The 19,298-nt window shown below is 41.0% G+C and carries 12 protein-coding genes; 3 read left to right on the top strand and 9 right to left on the bottom strand.

The genetic code is table 11. From position 1 onward, the window contains the following. Window position 1: 1 nt before the first annotated feature. From IE080_RS02250 to IE080_RS02240, 3 genes are read left to right on the top strand one after another with little or no spacing between them, the layout of a single operon-like run. A complete protein-coding gene (locus tag IE080_RS02250; protein ID WP_189578817.1) occupies window positions 2-2,683 on the top strand; it encodes a cation-translocating P-type ATPase in 2,682 nt (893 codons plus the stop codon). Between the two features lie 28 nt (window positions 2,684-2,711). Continuing rightward, window positions 2,712-3,998, top strand: coding sequence for an acetyl-CoA hydrolase/transferase family protein (locus IE080_RS02245; protein ID WP_189578816.1), 1,287 nt, complete (start codon window positions 2,712-2,714; stop codon window positions 3,996-3,998). Window positions 3,999-4,009: 11 nt separating this feature from the next. After that, entirely contained in the window at window positions 4,010-6,151 is a 2,142-nt protein-coding gene (locus IE080_RS02240; RefSeq protein WP_189578815.1) for a glycoside hydrolase family 97 protein, read from the top strand. Window positions 6,152-6,218: 67 nt separating this feature from the next. On the opposite strand, the gene IE080_RS02235 is transcribed toward IE080_RS02240, so the two are convergent. The 9 genes from IE080_RS02235 to IE080_RS02195 all read right to left on the bottom strand — a co-directional run bounded on the left by IE080_RS02235 (window position 6,219) and on the right by IE080_RS02195 (window position 19,264). After that, the gene (locus tag IE080_RS02235) at window positions 6,219-6,938 is read right to left on the bottom strand and encodes a DUF2490 domain-containing protein (protein ID WP_189578814.1); all 720 of its coding nucleotides are present in this window, start codon (window positions 6,936-6,938) and stop codon (window positions 6,219-6,221) included. Window positions 6,939-7,155: 217 nt separating this feature from the next. After that, window positions 7,156-7,968: a carbonic anhydrase gene (locus IE080_RS02230; protein WP_229800453.1), complete on the bottom strand. Its 813-nt coding sequence runs from the start codon at window positions 7,966-7,968 to the stop codon at window positions 7,156-7,158. Window positions 7,969-8,230: 262 nt separating this feature from the next. Next, a complete protein-coding gene (locus IE080_RS02225; protein ID WP_189578813.1) occupies window positions 8,231-9,139 on the bottom strand; it encodes a carbohydrate kinase family protein in 909 nt (302 codons plus the stop codon). Continuing rightward, window positions 9,132-10,478, bottom strand: coding sequence for a sugar porter family MFS transporter (locus IE080_RS02220; protein ID WP_189578812.1), 1,347 nt, complete (start codon window positions 10,476-10,478; stop codon window positions 9,132-9,134). The genes IE080_RS02225 and IE080_RS02220 overlap by 8 nt, the downstream gene beginning before the upstream one ends. A 15-nt stretch (window positions 10,479-10,493) precedes the next feature. Further along, complete coding sequence (locus IE080_RS02215; RefSeq protein WP_189578811.1) at window positions 10,494-11,999, bottom strand: glycoside hydrolase family 32 protein; 1,506 nt, start codon at window positions 11,997-11,999, stop codon at window positions 10,494-10,496. Between the two features lies 1 nt (window position 12,000). After that, on the bottom strand, window positions 12,001-13,644 hold the full coding sequence (locus tag IE080_RS02210) for a sodium/sugar symporter (protein ID WP_189578810.1): 1,644 nt from the start codon (window positions 13,642-13,644) through the stop codon (window positions 12,001-12,003). Window positions 13,645-13,801: 157 nt separating this feature from the next. After that, complete coding sequence (locus IE080_RS02205; protein WP_189578809.1) at window positions 13,802-15,523, bottom strand: M56 family metallopeptidase; 1,722 nt, start codon at window positions 15,521-15,523, stop codon at window positions 13,802-13,804. Further along, on the bottom strand, window positions 15,520-15,891 hold the full coding sequence (locus tag IE080_RS02200) for a BlaI/MecI/CopY family transcriptional regulator (RefSeq protein WP_189578808.1): 372 nt from the start codon (window positions 15,889-15,891) through the stop codon (window positions 15,520-15,522). Before IE080_RS02200 ends, IE080_RS02205 begins: the two co-directional genes overlap by 4 nt. A gap of 523 nt (window positions 15,892-16,414) precedes the next feature. Then, window positions 16,415-19,264, bottom strand: coding sequence for a S9 family peptidase (locus tag IE080_RS02195; RefSeq protein WP_189578807.1), 2,850 nt, complete (start codon window positions 19,262-19,264; stop codon window positions 16,415-16,417). Between the last annotated feature and the right edge of the window lie 34 nt (window positions 19,265-19,298).

The following is a 19,298-nucleotide window of genomic DNA, read 5'->3' as shown; positions in this document are numbered from 1 at the left end:
TATGAACATCCAAGACCCCAAACACTGGCATGTCCTTTCATCAGATCAATTGTTGAAGGATTTACAAACTTCTTCCTCAGGATTATCGCAACAGGAAGTTGGAATTCGTAGAGAGGTTTTTGGGCCAAATAAGCTACCCGATAAGTCTCAGATCAGCATGATTAAAATGATTATCGGGCAGTTGATCAACCCATTGATCTTCATTTTGATTGCTGCTGCCATTGCCTCTGTAGCTATTGGAGAAGGAAAAGATGCCATTTTCATTTTTTTGGTCATTCTTATCAATACCGTGATTGGGGTTTATCAGGAATACAATGCAGAAAAAAGTGCCTCCAATCTCACCAAGCTGCTTCGTATCAAAGCAAAAGTCAAGCGGACTGATGAGGTATCAGAAATTGACTCGGAAGATTTAGTACCTGGAGATTTGGTGATTTTAGAATCTGGAAATAAAGTCCCCGCTGATCTCCGACTCATCCAAACAGCAGGTTTGGAGGTAGATGAAAGTTTTTTGACAGGAGAATCCCAAGCTATCAAGAAAAACCCAGAGGCCCTTGGCAAAAACACGCCAATTGCCGACCGAAAAAATATTGCGCATGCCGGCGCTACGGTCATGTCCGGAAGGGCTCAGGGAATTGTCATTGCCACCGGATTAAACACAGAGGTTGGGAAAATTGCCCAAAATGTACAAGAAGGTGAATCCGCTAAACCACCTTTGATCCAACGGATGGAGAAATTCACCAAGAAAATCGCCAATATCATTATTGTGCTTTCAGTAATTCTGGCAGTTTTATTACGCTTCCAAGGCATGGACTTTTCAGCTATCTTCTTTTTTGTAGTAGCCTTGGCAGTATCAGCCATTCCGGAGGGCTTGCCTGTTTCGCTCACAGTAGCATTGGCTGTGGCAACGCGAAGAATGGCCAAAAGAAATGTGATTGTACGAAAGCTGACCTCGGTGGAAAGCTTGGGCAGCTGCACTGTCATTGCTTCTGATAAAACTGGAACCCTGACAGTGAATCAGCAAACAGTCAAAAAAATCTATCTTTCAGATGGTCAGCAATACGATGTGAGCGGGGAAGGATATAATGGGATTGGAGAAATTAGCATTGATGGAAAAACTGTCAAGCCGCAAAAGGAGTCCGCACTTTTTAACGTATGCAAAACAGCCATGCTAGCCAATGAATCTAAATTACTTCTAAAGGACGAGAAGTGGGAATTCTATGGGGATGCAATGGATGTTGCCTTGCTTGGCATGGGCTACAAAGCTGCACTTCAGCCTGAGACAATTCATGAAGAATTCCCAGTCCAATCATTGATCCCTTATGAGTCAGAACGAAAATTTTCAGGTGCTTTTTACAAGGAGGATAACCACATTCACTTAGCAGTTAAAGGGGCTGTTGAAACAATTTTAAGTTTCTGCCACATGCAATCAGCTGAAATCGAAAAGATCCATACCACTGCTAATCAATTCGCCTCCGAAGGCTATCGCGTGTTAGCATTTGCTTCCGGAGAGGTCGATGATTTTCAGGCCAAAGACTTTTATCATTTATCAGATATTCCAAAATTAAGCTATCAAGGCTTGATTTGTTTCATTGACCCATTACGTTCGGAAGCGATCCAAGCAGTTGCTAAATGTAAGAAGGCTGGCATCCAAGTCATGATGATCACCGGTGACCACCCGGCCACTGCTTCCACCATTGCCAAAGAATTGGGATTAAAAGAGAAATCCAGAACGGTAGTGACAGGAGCTGAATTAGAAAAAGCAGGTGGACCATCCGATAAAGCTTTCCAAGATTTAGTCGCTTCTACCAATGTATTTGCACGCGTCTCTCCTACACAAAAATTGGAAATTGTGGATGTGCTGATCCAAAAGGGAGAGTTTGTCGCTGTAACTGGAGATGGCGTCAATGATGCCCCTGCCCTAAAACGTGCGAATATAGGCGTAGCTATGGGTTCGGGTACAGACGTTGCCAAAGACGTGGGTGCGATGATAGTCGTGGATGACAACTTCTCCTCAATTGTAGCTGGTGTAGAAGAAGGAAGATTTGCTTATGATAATGTGCGAAAAGTTATCTATCTATTGGTTTCCACGGGTGCGGCGGAAGTTGTCATGTTTATACTTTCCATATTCGCAGGGCTTCCCCTACCCTTACTAGCTGTACAACTTTTATGGCTCAACTTGGTCACCAATGGTATCCAAGACAAAGCCTTGGCTTTTGAAGCCGGTGAGGCTGAGACGATGAGCAGAAAACCAAGAGATCCCAAAGAAGGTATCTTTAACAACATCATGAGCCAGCAGATTTTGATTTCAGGCTTGATCATGGGTGGTATAGCTTTTGGCCTATGGCTTTATTTGAACAAGTTCACCAATATGTCAGAATTGCATGCCCGAAACATGGTATTATTGCTGATGGTATTGATGCAAAATCTCCATATCTTCAATTGTCGATCCGAGCGTAGATCCACTTTCAACATTCCTATTTCCCGCAATTACTTGTTGATTTTATTTGTAATTTTGACCCAAGTCATACACATCGCGAGTATGCATATCCCTTTCATGCAATCCATCCTCCGGATAGAACCCATCACGTTACAAGAATGGGGATATATTTTGGTCTTGGCATTTCCTTTGCTTCTTTTGATGGAATTGTTCAAATGGTGGGGAAGGAGAAGTGAACAGTTGTGAATTAAGAATGTGGAATGAAGAATTTAGAATGAATTTATCGTATATCAGCGGACAGGAAGCTGTAAAACTTATCCAATCTGGCCAGCGGGTGTTTTTGCATGGAAGTGCAGCCACCCCCACTCACCTCATCAATTGCCTTGCCGAGCGAGCTTCGGATCTTCGTCAAGTGGAATTAGTATCTATCTCCAGTTTTGGTCCTATGCCATTGGCAGCCATTGAAAATAGGGATAGCTTCTTTTTCAATTCCTTATTCGTTTCCCAAAATATAAGGCATGCCGCTAACTCCCTTTATGGAGGCTATATCCCTATTTTCTTGAGCGAAATTGGGCAAATGTTTAAAAAGAAAATCCTTCCCTTAGACGTTGCCATCGTTCATGTTTCCCCACCGGATACTCATGGCTTTTGCTCCTTAGGAGTTTCCGTGGATATTGCTAAAGCAGCAGTCGAATCTGCTCCAATAGTCATAGCCCAAGTCAATCATCAAATGCCACGTACCCATGGAGACGGGCACATACATGTAAGTCAGTTTACTGCAATAGTTGAAGTAGATGAACCCTTGCATGAAGTGAATTATGCTGAAAAAATCTCTGAGGCAGAATTAACCATTGGTCATCATATTGCAGAATTGATTGAAGATAGATCATGTCTACAATTGGGAATCGGTGCCATCCCTGATGCTGTATTACAGTCCTTGACCAACCATCAAGATTTGGGAATCCATACAGAGATGTTTTCTAATGGCTTAATTCCTTTATTGGAGTCAGGGGCTATTACCAATGCTTACAAAAAGAAACACAAGGGTAAAGTACTCACTTCCTTTGCTGCGGGAAATCTAGAACTTTACCGATACATCCATGATAATCCACTTTTCACTTTCCAAGAGGCGGAATATGTGAACGATTCAGCAGTAATCCGCAAAAATCCCCGGATGATATCCATCAACTCCTGCATTGAAATCGATCTTACAGGACAGGTCTGTGCGGATTCCATTGGAACTTATCAATTTTCTGGAGTGGGCGGACAAATGGACTTTATTCGTGGTGCATCCTTGTCAGATGGAGGTAAACCCATCATGGCTTTAAGCTCTGTGACTAATAAAGGAGTAAGTAAAATTACACCAACGTTAAAAGAAGGTGCAGGAGTAGTCACTACTCGGGCCCATGTGCATTATGTGGTAACTGAATACGGAGTTGCCTATCTTTATGGTAAAAATTTGAAGCAACGAGCAAAAGCCTTGCAGCAAATTGCACATCCTGATCATCGGGAAACCCTAGATATCGCGATATTTGAACGATTTGGCAAAACCTATTATTAACCCAATTTACTATGAAAAGAATTTATTTGCTCTCCCTCTCCCTCTTGCTGTGGGTCTTACATGTACAAGCACAAGAGGTCAAATCTCCTGATGGAAATATTGTGCTAAACTTCTCAGTGGAAAATGGCCAGGCCATCTACTCCCTGACTTTTAAAAACAAAGATGTCATTAAACCCAGTTCTCTTGGTTTTGAAATCAAAAATCAAGAACCATTAGCTGGAAATTTCACCTTAGTGTCCTCTCAGACTTCTTCCTTTGACGAAACATGGATACCTGTTTGGGGAGAAGAAAGCAGCATCCGAAATCACTACAACGAACTTTTGGTTACCCTCAATCAAGCAAATACAGAAAGAACGCTTAATATTCGCTTTCGGGTCTTTGACGATGGTTTAGGGTTTCGATATGAGTTCCCCTCCCAACCCAACTTAGGTCATTTTGTCATCAAGGATGAATTGACGCAATTCGCTATGGCAGGCGACCATACGGCTTTTTGGATACCGGGGGATTATGATACTCAGGAATATGATTACACCGAGTCCAAACTCTCTGAAATCAGGGGTTTGATGGAAAAAGCTATTACAGGTAATTTATCCCAAAAACCTTTCTCAACAACTGGTGTACAAACATCGCTGATGATGAAAAGTGATGATGGTTTATATATTAATCTTCATGAAGCAGCATTAATTGATTATTCTACCATGCACTTAGACTTGGATGATGAGCGCATGGTTTTTCAGTCTTGGCTGACTCCTGATGCTATCGGTGATAAAGGGTATTTACAGTCTCCTTTCAACAGTCCTTGGAGAACGATCATCGTATCCGATGATGCACGGGACATTTTGGCTTCCCGAATGACTTATAACTTGAACGAGCCGAGCAAAATCAAAGATACTTCTTGGATTAAGCCCATGAAATACATCGGTGTGTGGTGGGAAATGATTACCGGGAAAAGCTCTTGGGCATATACGGATGAATTACCTGCTGTCAAACTAGGTGAAACCGACTACACCAAAGTACTTCCCAATGGGCGTCATGGAGCCAATACCAATAATGTGGTACGTCATATTGATTTTGCTGCTGAACATGGATTCAAAGGGGTCTTGGTGGAAGGTTGGAATATCGGTTGGGAAGATTGGTTTGGAAACTCTAAAGATTATGTATTTGATTTTCTGACTCCCTATCCTGATTTTGATTTGCCTTATTTAAGAGATTATGCCAAATCCAAAGGTGTGGAGTTGGTCATGCATCATGAGACTTCCTCCTCTGTCCGCAATTATGAGCGTCATTTGGATAGGGCTTATCAATTCATGAAAGACAACGGCTACAATGCTGTGAAATCCGGCTATGTGGGAGACATCCTTCCCCGAGGGGAAAATCACTACAGCCAATGGCTGGTCAATCACTACCAATATGCCGTAGAAAAAGCCGCCGAATACCAAATCATGGTCAATGCCCACGAAGCAGTAAGGCCTACAGGCGTAGCCCGTACGTGGCCTAATTTGATCGCCAATGAATCTGCACGAGGTCAAGAATATCAGGCCTTTGGTGGCAGTAAGCCAAACCACCACACGGTTTTACCTTTTACCCGTCAAATCGGTGGACCTATGGATTACACGCCAGGCATCTTCGAGATGGATATCAGCAAGGTAAATCCTGAAAATGATTCTTGGGTGAACAGTACCATTGCCAATCAATTGGGCTTGTATGTTACCCTCTATAGCCCATTGCAAATGGCAGCAGACCTTCCGGAAAATTATGAGCGATTTATGGACGCTTTCCAATTCATCAAAGATGTACCAGTAGAGTGGGAAACAAGTAAGTACCTAGAGGCAGAACCAGGATACTATGTAACGATAGCCAGAAAAGAAAAAGGTCGCAATAATTGGTTTGTAGGAAATGTGAATGGAGTTCCCGTCAGAAATTCCATTATCAGCTTTGACTTTCTTGATCCGGACAAAACCTACATAGCCACTATCTATGCAGATGCCAAGGATGCCCACTATAGAAACAATGCCCAGGCTTATACCATCCGCCAAGTGATCGTCACTAACAAATCCAAGCTCAATCAGCAAACTGCCTCAGGCGGAGGTTATGCTATCAGCATCATGGAAGCTAGCAAAGAAGAAACCAAAGGATTGAAACGTTTGAAATAAACATAAAAAAACAGAGGTAGCGTTGACATAAAATTTATATTTGGCGTTACCTCTGAGTTTTTCTGCCTTATTTTTTGAAAGGCAGGTTATTGAAAACAACAAACTGTAATTGCGTTCTGGAAAATTCCCTATTGTTAAGCGTTTGGTGCATCAGCCCCACTTCTACTCGAACACCTCTATTGACTTGATACCCTATCGCTCCAAATAGCCGATTCCTATCAAAGAGTGCTACCGATGTGTCGTCAGTCACATTTAGAAAGACTTCGTTGTAGAAAGACAAATAATAGGTCTTTTCCATCATAAGCTGATTATTCAAAGGGATATTGGCCGCTAAGAAATATCTTCCTCGCAAGCGAAAATCTCCATCGTTGAAGAACCGCTGTTCAAACCGATAGCGATGAGTCAACAAAACCTTTCCAATAGGCTGTCTCGTCAGGTATTGCTGCCAAAGTCTGTGTTCCTGAAAGGCATTGGCATCATCGATCACCACCAAACCATCTTGCAAACCTTGAGGTCTAGTACTGATAAAGGCATATCCTCCTGAGACAATATTGTTATTCTCTGTCAGGTATCTACCAACTCCTGTACGAAGTAACAATTGTTCTCTTGAACCCAACAAGCTGTAATCCCTGTACTGGATTTCATTATGCCAGACCCATTTATTGTTGGCAAAATTCTGATTGCCGAAATAAATCAACCAATTGCCCGGCTCGGAAATTTGGGCAACAACCGGATTTGTCCCGAATACCAAGACAATCCCCATAATCGCAGCTATCTTCTTTAGCATGATGTTTATTTCTAAAAAAGCTGTCTCACGAACAAGCTCCTGTAATAGCGCACGAAATTAGTAGATACCCCTTCTCCTTTTGGTGACTTTTGTCTTTTAAAAGTCAGCATACTCTGCTAATTTTTAGCCATAATTTTTACGCAAAAGCAGTTAGGCCTCGCCACTTTTTTACATGAATTTTTGGGATGCTTGTGATAGCTTTTTTTGATGGATTGGCTTACATACCCATGATGTCTTTTTTGGAAAACTTGGTAGCAGGAAGGTCTACCATGGTCTCCTCCAAAAACTCCACTTGACCGGTAGCCAAATCATACACACCACCAACAATCAAAATTTCACCTCTTTGGTACATTCTGGACAATACAGGCTCCAATTCTCTCAATTCATTGACCTGATTGATTACATTTTGACGAACGGCAAACTCCAATAAGTTATCACTCACACCAAAATAACGCTTGGTAGCAGGTTTGATGCTGTTGATCAAGGTTGAAATATGGCCTGGAGGATTTTCAGGAAGACTAATGGCAGCTTCTACCGCACCACATTTAGAATGACCCAAGACCAAGATTAATTTTGTTCCCAAGGCAGCGGAAGCAAATTCAATCGTACCATAAGAAGCCTGAGCCATTACCTGACCTGCTGTACGTGTTACAAATAGATCACCAAAACCTTGGTCAAATAAGATTTCAGCTGATACTCTTGAGTCGCTACACCCAACGATTGTAGCAAATGGTTGCTGACCCTTCGCCAGTTCATTGATAACATCTGCATCCTGTCTTGGGTGAATGCTTCTACCTTCTGTAAATCGCTGGTTTCCCCATCGCAATTTTTGCAATGCATAGTATGGGTTGGCATAAGCCGAATCTCTGTTGATGATGTAGTTTTCTTTTCTCCACTTAGGATCATCATACAAGGCTTTTTTTGCATCTTTTACCTGCTGACCAGAGCGCTGTGCAAAAGATGCTGTCGCTAATAAAAGTAGCATACAAGCGCTGAAAGCCGCTTTTTTGAACGAAACGTGAGTTAACATAGATTAATAATTTTTATATGAGCTATTAGACGCATTAATGAAATCAAAAAGTTTTTTGCCAATTACAAGCATCTCAAAAATGTAAATCAAACTAGCAAAAATCGAGTACCAACAGCAAAAAGTATTTAGGATAGTAAATATTAGTTTGATATACATATTTACTTTCCTAAATGTAAAAAACTTAACTAACTTACCGCATTAAACACGATTCAATTGGGTCATAGAACCATAAAAATCATTGAACGTGCACTAGCGAAAGCTCTTATCCTTTCTTAACGGCGTCTATATCTGAAAGGCTATAACGGGGAGTACCACCCTTTTGAGAAGCGACAAATGCCCCCAAAGCACAGGCAAAATCCAATACTTCCATCGGCTTCTTCTCTTCTAAATAGCTCTTGACAAATCCGCTCAAAAATGCATCTCCCGACCCAACAGTATCCTGAACCTTGACTTTATACCCTTGATGTCGATACACCTTTCCTTCCTGATAAATCATTGCTCCATTTGCACCTAGAGTGACACAAATAAGCTCTATTGGAAAGTGCTCAGTCAAATATGCACACACTTCCGTAGCCATAGAAACAACATCCGACCCTTTTGAATCGTGTTCAAGACTGAAATAGTCAGCAACAATCAGCAATTCATCTTCATTGATTTTCAAAATATCTGTGTAGCCCAAGATGATTTCAATCTGTTCAAAGTCGTAAAAAGGAGCTCTCAAATTGATATCAAAGACCTTCAATACCGGGCTATGCAGCAAGTGATACAGACTTTCCCAACTTACCTGATTCCTTACAGCCAAACTCCCAAAAATAAATGCATCAGCCTGATTGACAGCTTGCTGAAGTTGCTCATCCCATTGGATAAAATCCCAAGCTACAGGTGCTACAATCGTATATTTGACATTTTGAGGGTCATCGTTGTTGACTTGCACGGTGCTTGTCGGATGCTCTTCATCCAACTGAATCCATGATGTATCCAAGCTGTACGGAGCCATAAAATCTTGTAACCTCTCTCCATAAGAATCTTTACCCAATTTGGAAATAAGGCTCACATCTAAGCCTAATTGAGAAAGATGCAGCGCTACATTTAAAGAGGCTCCACCAGGGACTTCTCCGCTAGGAAAACAATCCCATAGCATTTCTCCAAAACAAATGACACGTTTAGACATATTTTTTCTGTAAATCTTGTTGAATCTCTTCTAAGGATCTTCCCTTGGTCTCTGGCATGCGGAAAGCCACCCAAAGCAATTGTAAGACCATCATAGCTGCGAAGAAAGCGAAAATATACCCTGCTCCAAAATTTGATGCGAAATAGGGGAACAAATTGGCAATTACAGCAGCTAAAATCCAGTGGGTAAAAGAACCCAAAGATTGTCCATAGGCACGCAATTCATTCGGAAATATCTCTGAAATAAATACCCAAATGACAGAACCTTGCCCGATGGCATGTGCCGCAATGAAGATAAATACAAAGTAAGGCAACAAATGTGGCCCAACAGCGCCTCCAAAGTAACTGTAAGCCATCAAGGAAAGAGAAATGATATAGCCTACCGAACCGATATACATCAACTTTTTTCTGCCCAACTTATCAATAAAATACAAGCCTGCCATGGTCGCAACCAAGTTGATAAATCCAATTCCTATGGTAGAAAGTAACGCGTCTTCTGTGGCAATACCCGCTGATTCGAAAATTCTGGGAGCAAAATAAATAATCGCATTAATCCCGGATACCTGATTGAAGAAGGCAATCAAAAAGGCAAAAAAGGTGATTTTTCTATACTTGGAATGAAACAAATTGGTGAATGAAACTTTCCCTTTGATCTCCTTGCTTTCGGCTATGGCCAACTGCATGGCCTCCTCCACTCCTTCAGGATCAGTTTTAGTCAAGATCACCCGTGCATTTTCAAAATCCTGCTTTTTGGCTATCAACCAACGAGGACTTTTTGGAACTCTCAGAATCAAGATGCTGTAAATCAAGGCAGGAATCGCTTCCACCCCTAGCATCCAGCGCCAAGCCTCCGCCAAATTGGCCGTACCAATCAAGTAATTTGAAAAATAGGCCATCAATATTCCAAAAACGATGTTAAACTGATACAGGGCAACCAATTGACCTCTTCTTGCAGCAGGGGCTATCTCAGAAATGTACATAGGCGCCACCACCGATGAAGCACCTACTCCTAAACCGCCCAAAAAGCGGAAAAACATAAAGGTATTCACGTCCGGAGCCATTGCCGAACCAATAGCAGAAACCAAGTACAGTATCCCAATCCAAAATAAGGACACTTTTCTGCCAAATTTATCTGCAGGAATCCCTCCAAAAAGTGCTCCAATGACTGTTCCGTACAGGGCCATCGCTACTGCCAAGCCGTGACTCCAATCCGAAAGCTGCCAAATCACTTGGATATCCCTTTCTGCTCCGGAAATTACTGCTGTATCAAAGCCAAACAGAAATCCACCCAGCGCAGCTGTAATGGATAAAAAGAGTACGTAATTCTTATGTTGTTGCATGGTAAAACGATTCAGTTACTTCCAAATGGAAGCTAGGTGATACAAACTTCCTTGAGCAGGAATCCCACTCAATTCCACATGAGAATAAGCTCTTTTGGGAAAAACCAGATTTGTAATGGCTACCGCTCCATCATTTAAGAAAACTTCTATGGAAGACTGATCAACAAATACTCGAACAGATTCCAGTTGAACGGAATTCAACGGGATCGTTTGAGGATTCCCAAATCCATCTTCAAAAGTGGTAACACCTGATTTACTACGGTCAAAAATAAATTGATCTCGAATACGCGACAACACAACTTCCTCTCCGCTGTCATTATAGAAGCGTAGAGAAAAATCCTGTTCATCTTGCAAAGAAAGAAGCAATTCAATTGTTTTTGAACCCAATTCAAAAACTTCACTAGTTACGGGAAATTCTCTTATTCGTAGCTTTTCCAACTCTGAAACTGGCTGTGAAATTACTGAATATGTCCCTTCCTTTTCCACTAAAGCTAATGATCTAGGTACGGTCATAGCAGATCTCCAGGCGGTCGTAGGTACCACCTGGGCATAGTTCCAATTACTCATCCATCCGATGAATATTCTTCTTCCATCCGCTTCTGGTATATTGGACCAAGTAACACCTGCATAGTTATCCGCTCCCCAATCAATCCATTCCACATCTTCTTGCGTTGGAGTGAATGATTTTCCATCAAAATCACCTATAAAATACTGGGTAGCAGATCCTCCTTGGGGACCTCCAGGATTGATGCTTACGAGTAATACCCATTTTTCTTCTCCTGTTTCAGTTTTTAAAGGAAATAAATCAGGGCACTCCCAAACACCTCCATAGGCTGCCCAAGCAGGTTGAAAATCACTGGCAAAGGTCCAATCCAACAGGTTTGGTGAGGTATAAAAACTGATCTTATCCAAAACAGCTAAAGACATGATCCAAAGCTCAGATTCCTCGTGCCAAATCACTTTGGGATCTCTAAAATCTTTGATCCCTGGATTAGCCAAGACGGGATTGCCTTCATATACAGTCCAAGTTCTGCCCTTATCCAAACTGTAGGCGATGCCTTGGGTTTGAAAATCATCCCTACCACCTGCTTCTCCAACAGGGTCATGGTAGGTGAAAATCGCCACCATTGGAGGCATTCCATCTTTTCCTAATCCAGAAGTATTTTCATGGTCAATTACCGCAGAACCAGAGAAAATATAGCCCAAAGAATCTGGGTAAAGCGCTATCGGTAAGTGCTCCCAATGAACCAAATCTTCTGAAATCGCATGTCCCCAATGCATAGGGCCCCATACATTCCCATCCGGATAATATTGGTAAAACAAATGGTATTCCCCTTCATAATACACCATCCCATTCGGATCATTCATCCAGTTAGCTTCTGGAGAAAAATGAAATTGAGGCCTATACAACTCTTGGTAATACCCTATCTCTTCTTCTTTGGTTTCCTGAGCGCAAGCTGTTAACAATCCAAAGAAAGAGGTTGCCAAAACAACTTTTGAACAATAGTCAATTACCTTCATTTTACCAGAAAATTATGTAAAGCACTGCAATAATTGCTGATATTGCGATCGCTCCAATTTTGAAAGTCATGCTGGTTTGGAACAATTCCCGATTAACATCGATGCTGTTTGGATGGTCTTTTCCTTTGCCTTCATACAAACTAATGGCAATTATAAGTGCTGCGATAATCAAAAATACTACACCCATTCTGTCAATAAACGGAAGTGCGGGCATCCCAAATTTTAAAGCAGTGGATAAAGGGATTGTCAATACTGCGGCGGTTAGCGCTGCATTGGAAGTAGTCTTCTTCCAGAATACTCCAAAGAAGAAAATGGCAAATACCCCTGGAGAAACGAACCCTGTATATTCCTGGATAAATTGGAATGCTTGATCTAATGTACCAAGGGCTGGAGCAATTAAAGCAGCGACTACAAAAGCAACTATAGCTGCCAATCGACCCACCTTCACCTGTTTGGTTTCAGATGCATCTTTATCGATGTATTGACGATAGATATCCATCGTGAAAATCGTAGACGTACTGTTAGCCATGGAGGCTAAGGAGGAAACAATTGCCGCTGTCAAAGCCGCAAAAGCTAATCCTTTTAAGCCAACCGGAAGCAATTGAAGCAAGGTTGGATAAGCACGGTCTGATTTGATGATACCTGAAGCAGGGTCTGTCATGGATTGGATGAAACTCACATCAGTTCCATTGTTGACAATTACCAAGGCTGCAATACCTGGGATAACTACGATCAACGGCATCAACAACTTCAAAAAGCCTGCAAAAATTATCCCCAATTGGGCCTGATTGAGGTCTTTGGCGGCCAATGCCCGTTGCGTAATATACTGATTGAATCCCCAGTAACTTAAATTCACAATCCACATCCCTCCTACTAATACCGATAGTCCGGGTAAATCTAAATAAGCATCTTTGGTACCTCCTTGTCCATCGGGAATCATCATTTCCCCCTTATCCAAAATCATGGAGAAATGCCCCGGCACTTCTTGTCTCAATAGGTTCAAACCTGCCCAAGCATCTCCAGATCCCACTATATTTAATGCTAAATAGGTCGTGGCCAATCCCCCAGCGATCAAAAACACCACCTGGACGACATCGGTCCACGCCACCGCTTTCAAGCCTCCATAGATCGAATAAACCATGGCAAATAAAGCCAATCCTGCTATCCCATATTCCAGTTTGACATCCAGGATGGTATTCAAACTCAAGGCTCCCAAATAGAGCACAGAGGTCAAATTAACCAAAACATATAGCAATAGCCAGAAAACAGCCATAGTCGTACGTACACGGGCATCGTATCTATCCAGCAAAAAACCAGGCATGGTGTAAATGCCTTTTTTGATGTAGACAGGCAAAAAGAAAATGGCTACCACCAGCAAGGTAGCAGCTGCCATCCATTCATAGGTCGCAATAGCCAAGCCCATGGCAAAGCCTGAACCGGACATCCCAATAAACTGCTCGGCAGAAATATTGGATGCGATTAAAGAAGCTCCTACAGCCCACCAAGGAAGGGCTTTGGAGGCAAGAAAGTAATCTTTGGAATCTTTGACATGCCCCTTTTTTTCACGGGAGACAAAAAGGCCCATGCCCACAATCAGGCAACAGTAACCGATAAAAACAATCAGGTCTAATGGTTCGAGTAACATAGTTTGGAGTTATTGTAATGTATTTGAGTTCTGCACGTTATCATCCTTGGAACTTTTTTCTCAAGACAATAACTCCAAATATAGTACTTTCAGGGAATCCTGAAACAGTTTTTTATGACAATCAATAGAATACTAACCAAATAAAAACCACTACCATTTAAAAGTCGATACTTGGAAAAACAAAGTTCTTCCGCTGATTGGTTGCATCTTTAAATAGTGTAATAGTGAAGTTATCTTTCACAGAATAATTTATAGAACCTCCTTGTACATCAAAGTCAAAGGATTCTGTTGATAGAGTTCTTAAATGATAAAACATAGAGGCCTCAAAATTTTCGGGAAAAAGCATGGAACCTTCACCATTTCCTTTTGTGTAGTATCTCAAAGCATAGATAACACTGGCTTGGTCGGAATTATCATAATGAGTATTAATAGTCTGAATAGCCTTAGGGCTTTCCACAAACTTTTGTTGATAATACTCGTGGGTAGTCAATTTTACTTCGTATTCGGGCTTCTTTAAGAATTTTTTTGGCGCTGTTTCCCTTACCTCGAATAATGCAAAATCAACCGTATCGAAATTTTCCAGAACCGCTATTGGCTGTTCTTGATCATCAATCCATAACCCAACATTTTTAGTCTTTTTCCAGACTTCATACATTTCAGCTTTTATGGATTTTTTTTCAGGTGGATGACGAAATACAAAAGTTGTGATCACCCTTGGATAGGCCTGTTGTAAAAGTAGGAGTTCTCTAAAAGCTGATTCTTCGAAGAAAGGAAATTGAGATATTTGCTTGCGTTCCTCATTATTGAGGGTTAGGTAAACATTTCTTAAGCTCTCTAAATCCACTTTATGAAGCTCAAGTACAAATGGTTTTTCTTCCGAAAATCCTTCAGCCAGAATTGCTTCAAATTGTTCTACTCCGCTGTTAAAATGTAAATTTATAATTTCAGAGTTAATAGGCATCTGATTAGAAGAAAGTGTAAGCATTAGAAGAAAAGACAAAGCAGATGCAGATGTTTGCAATCCTATTTTTCTAAGCGTATTGGTTCTTTTTCCCATCATCAACAATCTTCGCTTGGTCACTTGAAAATTAAATGCAGAACTTAGGGTTTGATGGGATGCATAGATAGAAACTTTCTGTAGCAGTAAATACTGATAGCTGGCTTTGTTGATTGGTTGACGCAGTACTCCTGCATCAGCCAAAAATTCATGATTAAGCTGTACAGACTTTTTATACAAACTGATGAGCGGATTAAACCAATAGGCAATTTTCACCAATTCCAACAAAATAATATCCCAAGAATGTCTTTCCCGGATATGAACCAGCTCATGATCCAAAATGGCCTTTTCAATGCTAGCAGTATGATACTCTTCTTTGTTGACAAAAAGGTAATTCAGAAAGGTAAAAGGAAGCACTACATCTTCCAATAGTACATAGGTGACCCCTTTTTGCTGAATTAGCTCCCCTTTTTGGACCATGCTTCTTAATTGAAACAGTTGCCACACAAATCTGGATAAGAAAAAGAGCACTCCTAAACCGTAAACCAACAACAAAATGGATGACCAAGGGATCGGTGATGGCTTGGAGGTAGTTGGGACCACTGCTTCAGTATTGGCTGTCGCTGTGTTTCTTTCTGGAAGTATATCAGATGATACGTCTGGTAATGAATTGGAGAAAATCAATTCATCGGAAAGGATTTCAAAACTTGGTTTTTCAATAAATGAAGGAAGTGATATAAAAGGAAGAGATAATGCAAAAAGCACTGAGAAAATCAGATAAAACCGATTAAATGTAAACATACGTTCACGAATCAAAAAAAGCTGATACAAAGCCAGTAATAGCGTCAAGGCTATGGTAGATTTGAGGATGAAAACAATCATGGCTGTTGGGATTTTAGTTGGTCTTCAATAATCTTTTTGAGCGCTTCAAGCTCTTCGGTATCTAAGTCCGTCTCTTGTGTAAAAAAAGACGCAAATTGGGCCGGCGAACCGTTAAAAAAATCCTTGATCATCACCTGTACTTTTTTAGAGAAGTAATTGTTTTTTTCAATCAAAGGGTAATACTCACGGGAATTCCCAAATACTTCAAAAGCAATCGCTCCTTTATCCTGCAATCGCTTCAAAAGTGTGGCAATGGTTGTACTTGCTGGTTTAGGTTCGGGATAAGCTTCCAAGATGTCTTTCATAAACACCTTATGCTTTTCCCAAATCAGATTCATCAATTGTTCTTCGGCATTGGATAGGTTCATCTTCTATAATTGTGTAGTATATTCTACAAATATAGAATTAAAAATAATTCAACAAAACTATTAGGTGAAAAATGTCTTATTTTTTTAATTTTGATCCGATTGAGAAAGACTTCTCCCAAAGAGCAGGTGATGTTTACAGCATAAGAAAAATATAAAAAAAGCCCTCCAGGAAACCCAGGAAGGCTTTTTGCTTTTGACAAAATAGCGAATCAGTCGCTGTAAGTCAATTAACATTCTTTACTATTCCCCACCAATGCCGGGGCTTAAAAGCCACGGCTATTGATGGGTGGATTCTTTGGAAATTCGGATAGGTCTTGTACCAAAACTTCAATTTCAGTCGTGGGTTAAAACCCACAAACCAGTGTACCTAATAGGAAAGCAGTGCTTGAAACACTAGTCCACATGTTAACATTTAACAATTAACAGATAAAACCACACTCGCAGGTTCGCAGAAAGAATTCCATTTTTCATTCTTAATTCTTAATTCCAAATTACCAACTGCTCACTGTTCACTGCTCACTGTTCACTGCTCACTGTCACCTCCATCCCCTAACTCATACTTCAAAGTTCTTCCTTTTTCTACGGCAGGAAGTCCCTCGGTCATCCATAGTGGTGCAGGGGCGCCTTTAAGGTAATGGTCGAAGAATTGAGATAATCGTATAGAGAGATCTTTTCTGTTTTTTCTTTGTACCAAGTTATGGTCTTCTCCATTGTACTGCAGCAACCAAGCTGGCTGATTTAAACGCTTCAATGCCATAAACATCTCTATACCCTGATACCATGGAACAGCTCCATCAGCATCATTGTGCATGATCAATACGGGAGTCTTCACCCGATCCATGTAGAATAAAGGAGAGTTTTGTAAATAATACATCGGTTTTTCCCACAAGGTACCACCGATTCTACTCTGCGTCTGTTCGTACTGGAACATTCTGCTCATCCCTGTCCCCCATCGAATTCCACCATAAGCAGAAGTCATATTGACTACTGGAGCACCTGCGCCAGCTGCTTTAAACATATTGGTTCTCGTAATCAAATGCGCCACTTGGTATCCACCCCAGCTTTGACCTTGAATAGCCATATTATCCGCATCAACAAAACCTCTGGCAACAATCGCCTGAACACCCGGGATGATGCAATTGTAGGCACTTGGTCCTGGAAGGCCTAAGTCATATTTGATATCAGGAACAAACACCAAGTACTCGTTGCTTACAAAATACGGGATATTGATGGTAGAGGCGCTCGGAGCAGGAGCTCTGTAATTGTGCAAGCCATCAGAATTTCTTTCGTAGAAATACACCATCATGGGGTACTTTTTCGATGAATCAAAATTTTCTGGCTTGAATAACAATCCTTGAAGCGGGACATTATCATTCGTGAGATAATTCACCAATTCTACTGTACCCCAGTTGACTTGAGCTTGCTGTGGATTGGCAAAAGATAATTGGGTCAAAGTTGACATCTTCATATCTGTAGCATACACATCAGCATATTCCTGATAGGTTGACCTTCTCACGGTCAGGAGATCTGCATTTTCTGCTTTGCTTAATCCTAAATACCTATTGTCAGTAAATAAGATTTCAGTAGGAGCCTTTTTACCAGTGATATCACCCATGAAATATCCGTTTTTCTTGTTGAATTCATGAAAAGCGGTCAAAACAAAAGGTAATGAAGGCTCAATACCTTCTCTTTCCTCTACTTCTAATCGTTGTCTTCTAAACTCAATCGTTTGAGCTCTACCTACACCTAACGTAATATTTTGAGGAGCTGCTTTTCCTGTTGGATCAATTTTCCAAATATCATATTTATCATAAAGCAAGAATCCTTTATCATCTTTCAACCAACCAGCGGCACCATAGCTTCCCGGAAGGGATGGTGAATCATGCTGCTCATTGTAAACATTGACATCCAAGCCTTTACTTAGATTTTTGAAGGTTTTACTTGCAATATCAAAAGCAACCCAAGCACTATCGCTTCCATCATACCAATAGACGTATTTTCCGGCAGGTGACAACTGTGGATTTCCTGACAATGCTTTTTTGATCAATGTTTTGGTACCTGTTTCCAGATTTACCAAGTAGGTATCTCTTCCGATCTGTATGTTCCAGCTATACTCCCTTCTATAAGGAGAATCATCTGTAGCTACCGCGATTTTAAGGGTTGATTTTGGATCATAGTTGATGCTATACACCTGCTGATCTCCGATTTGAACCACTTTCTTATCCTTGATATTGTAAGCAGCAAGGAAACTTCTATTTTCTTCCCTACCCTTATTTCTCAATTGCATAGGTTGGATTTCAGCATCTTGCCAGCCCCAAATGTCTAATTTCACTTTTTCATCATCCAAAATGGTGGTATCAGATTCATATGCGTAATCCTTATAATCCAAAGTGGTACCGAAAAAAACTTGGCTGTCGTCTGCAGAAAAATTTATTCTTCCAGACTTGCTGACCATGCCACCTGCAAGAATTCCTGGGGTATTTTTTCCTGCTATTTTCTGATTGCTCGTCTTTGCGATATCAAATAGGTAAAGGTCGTAATAAGGCTTTTTCGCTTTCAAGGAATCTTCCGTAGTAAGGAATGCCAAGAACTTGTTGGAATCAGAGATTTTTGGAGACATGTAATCGGTCTTTCCCGTATCGATCGTTTGAGAAACGCCTGATTTCAAGTCCACTAAGAAAATACCTGCATTTTTCAAGGTATCCTCCGTCGCTTTTACATAATACAAAAACCCTCCATTTTCAGAAAATCCATAGGATTTTACCCTGTCATATTCATAGGAAATCCTTCCATCAAATGATCTTACGAGAAGTGTGGTCCCATCTGTCTTCTTAGGCCTTTCAGGTGCCACTACTTTAGTCGTATCCCCTTCTTCTCGTTTCGCTGGTTTTTGAGGCAACTCTTTTTCAAAATGAACGGCTAACCAATTCCCAACTTTGTCAGGCGTAGCGAAAGACTTTACTCTAGCCAACTTCTCAACAGTCCCTGTCGCAAGGTTGATGATAAATAAGCTATCTTTGGGCATATCATCGGGCTTGGTCTTTTTTAGCCTCAACATTTTGATGGAGTCCTTTTCAGCTACAATTCTACCTACGGCAAAATTATTATCATGTGAAAAAGACATTCTGTTGGCTCTAGGAATGACAAATCGTTTTTGCGCATTGCCATGACTGACAATTTCCAATCGTCCATCTCCATCTTGTGGATTGACTTCAAAACCAACCCACTGTCCATTGGCAGAGATTTTATCAGAAGAAACAGATTCCCATCCGTCATAGTCGGCATGAGTTAAGGCTCTTTTTTGCTGTGCTTGGGTGCTAAGGACAGCAAATAAGAAAATTAAGCCTAACAGGTATTTTTTTCTAACTATCATGATTCATTTAAATTTACCTACAAGTAAAAAAAGA

This window comes from Mongoliitalea lutea, assembly GCF_014652135.1.
Classification (GTDB): Bacteria; Bacteroidota; Bacteroidia; order Cytophagales; family Cyclobacteriaceae; genus Mongoliitalea; species Mongoliitalea lutea.
Note: the sequence above shows the minus strand (reverse complement) of the source record. Positions and strands in the feature narration are given on the sequence as shown.

Bases quoted from the DNA above. Each gene is read 5' to 3' on its own strand.
- IE080_RS02195 (WP_189578807.1), bottom strand. From the start codon at position 19,264: ATGATAGTTAGAAAAAAATACCTGTTAGGCTTAATTTTCTTATTTGCT.
- IE080_RS02205 (WP_189578809.1), bottom strand. From the start codon at position 15,523: ATGATTGTTTTCATCCTCAAATCTACCATAGCCTTGACGCTATTACTG.
- IE080_RS02200 (WP_189578808.1), bottom strand. From the start codon at position 15,891: ATGAACCTATCCAATGCCGAAGAACAATTGATGAATCTGATTTGGGAA.
- IE080_RS02240 (WP_189578815.1), top strand. From the start codon at position 4,010: ATGAAAAGAATTTATTTGCTCTCCCTCTCCCTCTTGCTGTGGGTCTTA.
- IE080_RS02225 (WP_189578813.1), bottom strand. From the start codon at position 9,139: ATGTCTAAACGTGTCATTTGTTTTGGAGAAATGCTATGGGATTGTTTT.
- IE080_RS02215 (WP_189578811.1), bottom strand. From the start codon at position 11,999: ATGAAGGTAATTGACTATTGTTCAAAAGTTGTTTTGGCAACCTCTTTC.
- IE080_RS02250 (WP_189578817.1), top strand. From the start codon at position 2: ATGAACATCCAAGACCCCAAACACTGGCATGTCCTTTCATCAGATCAA.
- IE080_RS02210 (WP_189578810.1), bottom strand. From the start codon at position 13,644: ATGTTACTCGAACCATTAGACCTGATTGTTTTTATCGGTTACTGTTGC.
- IE080_RS02230 (WP_229800453.1), bottom strand. From the start codon at position 7,968: ATGTTAACTCACGTTTCGTTCAAAAAAGCGGCTTTCAGCGCTTGTATG.
- IE080_RS02235 (WP_189578814.1), bottom strand. From the start codon at position 6,938: ATGCTAAAGAAGATAGCTGCGATTATGGGGATTGTCTTGGTATTCGGG.
- IE080_RS02220 (WP_189578812.1), bottom strand. From the start codon at position 10,478: ATGCAACAACATAAGAATTACGTACTCTTTTTATCCATTACAGCTGCG.
- IE080_RS02245 (WP_189578816.1), top strand. From the start codon at position 2,712: ATGAATTTATCGTATATCAGCGGACAGGAAGCTGTAAAACTTATCCAA.